The 4736-nt window shown below is 39.7% G+C and carries 1 protein-coding gene; it reads left to right on the forward strand.

What is annotated here, in order from left to right; genetic code table 11:
* Nucleotides 1-108: 108 nt before the first annotated feature.
* Nucleotides 109-4736: GA module-containing protein (locus tag A5294_RS02960; RefSeq protein WP_064340426.1), on the forward strand; the 4628-nt coding region annotated here is incomplete at its 3' end.

Consider the following 4736-nt stretch of genomic DNA (forward strand, 5'->3'; position numbering starts at 1 on the left):
TTTCGCGGGGGGGGGGTATCCTTTGCTCTGTTAACAAGCTCTTTTACAAGACGTGAGTTTATGTCTGCAGAGCGAGTTGAAGAGAAAATATACAAGTGAGGACTGCTAATGGTTAAGAAAACACAAGCTGCTAAAAACGCTTTACATGTGTCTAAGAATTACGCGTATTTGAAGCCGAGTACACTTCGTTCAATGGCGAAAGAGATAAGTGGAACTCGTTTAGAAGCATGTAAGTCGTATGCGGTTTCACGTTTACCGAAAATTGCTGTGACTGCAACATTGGCAAGCTTGCTTGCTTGTGGTGCTGGTTTGCCAACTCATCAAGCTTGGGCTAATGGTTTTAATCTTCCTGATGGTAGCTATAGGTATGCGAATCGCGATTCTTCTACGCAAGTACAGAAATACGTGGATATTAGCGCAGTTCCTTGTGATAAGAATAAGGAAACTGATAAAGACAAGGCTGATAGAGCAACATTCGGTCAGTACTATAAGGTTGATTATCAGTTTAATTCTCATGCTGAATGGTGGGGTGGTCGACCATTCTGGTGGGCGAGTGTGCCTAAGGGTGTTGAGATTGTAAACGGTAAAGTTACTTTGTACAAAGATGAACAGTTGACTGGTGGTTCTGTTTCTCAACAGGCAGGTGCAACATATACAAAGGATGCTTGGAATCAGTCTGTAAGCCGTTTCTGGTTTGATAATAATAAAGAGCAAGGTGCTGAATTTAAGAGTAACTGGGAAAGAATGACCGGTGAAGCCGGTGGCTATGACAAATCTGGTAATACTCTCGGTACTTCTAGGGAATATAAGGACGCTACTAGTGCCTTGATTATTAACTGGGAGAGTAGAGGCAATAGAAAGTCTAAGATTAGCTTTGTTATTCAGTTGAAAGATAAAACGAAGCCTTTGAAATTTGCTGCAGGTGTGTACCAAGTGATGGGCAACTGGCATTACACTGCTGGTAAGGTTGAGCTTGCGCCGACGTTGCCAAAATACTCACAAGAGTTGGAACTCAATTATCCTACTGATAAAGTAGAGGTTGATTCTGCGAAATATGGCAAGAATCTTTCAGAAGATGCGAAGAAGGCTGTTCTTACAAAGCTGTGGGAAGCTAATAAGAATAATAATGCTGATGTACTGAAAAAGCTTAACGGTATGCCGGAAGTTCCTACTGAAGAGGCTTTCAAGAAGGCTGTAAAAGTCAATGACGATGGTAGCGCAACGGTAACGTATAAAGATAACTCTACGGATACTATTTCTAAGGAGAATCTAACTAAGCGCTACGTGCCATTGTCAGAGCGCACAAAAATTATGTATCCAGCTTTGACTCCTGTGAAGGATCTAACTGCTCTTGATCAGTCAGAGAAGAAGCAAGTTGAAAATGCTATTAAGAATGCTAATAAAGATAAGAATATCAAGAGTGTAACTGTTGATGGTAACGGTAAAGCGACTATCACGTTTGATGATAAAATTGGCACTCCTTCCACTAAGACAATTGAAGGCAAGTATCTTGTAAAGAAGCAGCGTTCACTTGCGGATAAGTTTACGCCGTACTATCCAGTTCCAATGGCTGTTGGAAATCCAAGTAATTTGTCCGCATCTGAACAAAAAACATTGTTAGAAAAAATCTATGAAATTAATAAATCTAACAAAGAATTCATGGATGCTATAGGAAATCCTACAAGTGCTGATGATGCTAAAAATAAGAATATCATCACTATTGATACTAAAGGCAATGCAACTGTTAAATATAAAGACAATACCAACGATTTTACTTCTGTCGATAGGTTGGAAGGCAGTAAGATGGTGTATAAAAGTAAGCCACTTGCTGATTTGACGAATATTACACTTCCAGCTCGTACAGCAGTTGATAATGCTAAGAGTTTAAAAGAGGAAGACCAGAAGAAAGTTAGACAAGCTATATTAGAAGCCAATAGTGGTCTTAAAAGCAAGCTAAAAGATAAGAATGATAGCGCTATCGCATTTGATGATAGTAAGCATACTATGACTGTTAAGTTTAATGATGATTCAACGTCTACCTTCGACTATTCTGAGTTGGTATATACCAAAGGTAATCCAGAAAAGCCAACGATGAAAAAAGGTAACGCGAATGGTTATACATATAACATCACTAAGATTGCTGTTGCTGATAAAAACAAATTAACTCAAGATGATTGGCATAAGTTTGTTAGGAAGTTTATTCAAGATAACTGGAAGGCAAAAGCTGGAAAATCTGAGATAAACGACCAATATATAAATAGTACGCATGGTCTTCTCGATCAACTTCATGCGCCTGACCCTAATACGGGTGGTGGTATGACGTTGTATAAATTCTTTAGCGATTGGGATGTAACGTCTGGATCTACACTAAGACTTGGTGATAATAGAAGTAATAAAGGTATTGTTTCTTTATATCAGCATGATGATGAGGTTGAGATAAAAGCAGTACGGAGTTGGGATCCAGCCACAGTTATTACTCTTACTAAGAACGACTGCTTCGTATCTAATGCTGCTGCTCCTAATCCTGAAGCACTTAAGAAGGAAGCTAATGATCTTATTGACAAGATTCTTAAGAAAAATGGCTTGAATGATCAAGAGATTAAGAAGTTCAAGGAAGATCATCAAGGTGAAATCAACAATATTACTAAGCCAGAAGAGGTAGACAAGATTATTAAGTCTGCTGATGAGCATGGTAAAGGTGAGAAGAAAAAGAAAGATGCTCAGAAGCAGATTGAGAATGCTACTAGTGGCTTAGATGAGAAAACTAAAAAAGAGCTTGAAAAGAAGATTGGTAATGAGACTGATCCTGAAAAGATTCGTGAGAAGATAAACGAGTTCCAAAAGGATCAGGATCAAAAGAAGCAAAAGGAAGCTGATCAAAAGCAGCAACAAGCTGATCAGCAGGCTGAGCAGGAAAAGCAACAGCAGCAGCAGAAAGATGATGCGAAGGTTGATGGCGAGGTAACGAAGCAGAATCAACAGGAGCAGCAAGACACAGGCAAGGCTGAAGAAGCTAAGAAGAAAGCTGAACTTGAGAAGCAAAAGCAGGCTGCTATTGATGAAATTCGCAATGGTGAAGATTATAAAAATCTTACGCCTGATGATAAGAAGCAGTTTATTAAGAGCATTCAGAATGCAACTGATGAGCAAGCTATAAATACTATAAAGCGACAGGCTAAAGAAAAAGCTAATCAGAATCAGACTGCTGCTGATAGCAATAATAACAATGGTCTTGCTGCTGCTAAGATTGCTGCTAAAGATAAGATTAGCAAGCTGAATAATCTCAACGCACAAGATAAGCAGAAGTATCAGGGTAAAATTGATGGCGCTGGAAATCTTGATAAAGTTGCAGAGATTCTCAACAATGCTGAGTTTGAGGATGCTAAAGCTGCAGCTAAGAAGAAGATTGCTGATCTGAAGCAGAATGGTAGTCTTACTGAAGCTGAAGCTAATGATTTAAGCGATCGCATTGATAAAGCTAATGATTTGCGAGAAGTTGAGGGTATTCTTGAGGAAGCTGAGCTAAAGAAAGCTAAGAAGGATGCTAAATCTGAAGTAGATAAGCTCACCAATCTTAACAAAGCTCAGAAGGATGCGCTTAAAGCAGCGATTGATGATATTGAAACTGACCCGACCAATGAGAATATGAAGACTATTGAGAAGGTCAAGGGAGCTATCACTGCTGTTGTTACTAAGGCTAAAGAGCTTGACGGCAAGATGAAGTCGCTCAAGGATCTTGTGACTCTTGTTAATGGTCAGAAGTCTACTCTTACAGCAAAGCCTGATTATAAAGATAATAAGAAGACTGCTTTTGATAGTGCGTTAAAGGCTGCGGAAGATCTTGTTAAGACTGATTCTGCTGAGAACAAGACTGCTGATGAAGTTGACAATATTAAGAAGGCATTAGAAAATGCTGTTAAGGATCTCGGAGGCAAAACTGTTGATAAGTCTGCGCTGCAAACACTTATTAACAATGATGCTGATTTCAAGAAGAAGATTGATTATATTAATGCAGAGAAGAGTAAGCAAGATGCTTATGATAATGCCATTTCTTCTGGTAAGTCAGTGCTTGCTGATGCTAATGCAACTGCTGATCAAGTAGCTCAAGCTGTTAATGCTATCAATTCTGCTAAAGCTGCTCTTGATGGCAAAGTTAATACAACTGAACTTGAGCAGAAAGTTGCTGAGGCTAAGAAGCTGAAGAAGTCAACTAACCCTCAATCTGCTGGTGATGCTAAGTATGAGAATGCTTCTGAAGCAAAGAAGCAAGCTGTTGATTCGGCTTTGCAACAGGCTGAGTCTGCTCTTGCTGATGCTAAATCTACAGCAACTCAAAAACCTGGTGAGGCTGCTAAGACTCCTGAGCAGAAGCAGAAAGCTGTTAATGATGCATTAACTGCGCTTACTAAGGCTGTTAACGAACTTGACGGTAATGACAAGACTCAATTGGTAGCAAAACTCTCAGAAGCAAAAGGTAAGAAGAGTGATATTTCTTATAAGAATGCTTCTGCTGAGAAGCAATCTGCTCTTGACAATGCTATAGCTTCTGCAGAAGGCATTGTAAAGAAAGCGGGTGCAACAGCAGATGAGATTACTCGCGCTATCACTGCTCTTAAGAATGCTGTTACTGGTTTGGACGGTCATGATGCTTCTGGTTTGCAGGCGGCTGTGACTGCTGCTGAGTCGAAGAAGAAGACTGTTGCTTACACGAATGCTTCTGATACTAAGAAGACTGC

Source organism: Gardnerella sp. 30-4 (assembly GCF_001641215.1).
Classification (GTDB): domain Bacteria; phylum Actinomycetota; class Actinomycetes; order Actinomycetales; family Bifidobacteriaceae; genus Bifidobacterium; species Bifidobacterium leopoldii.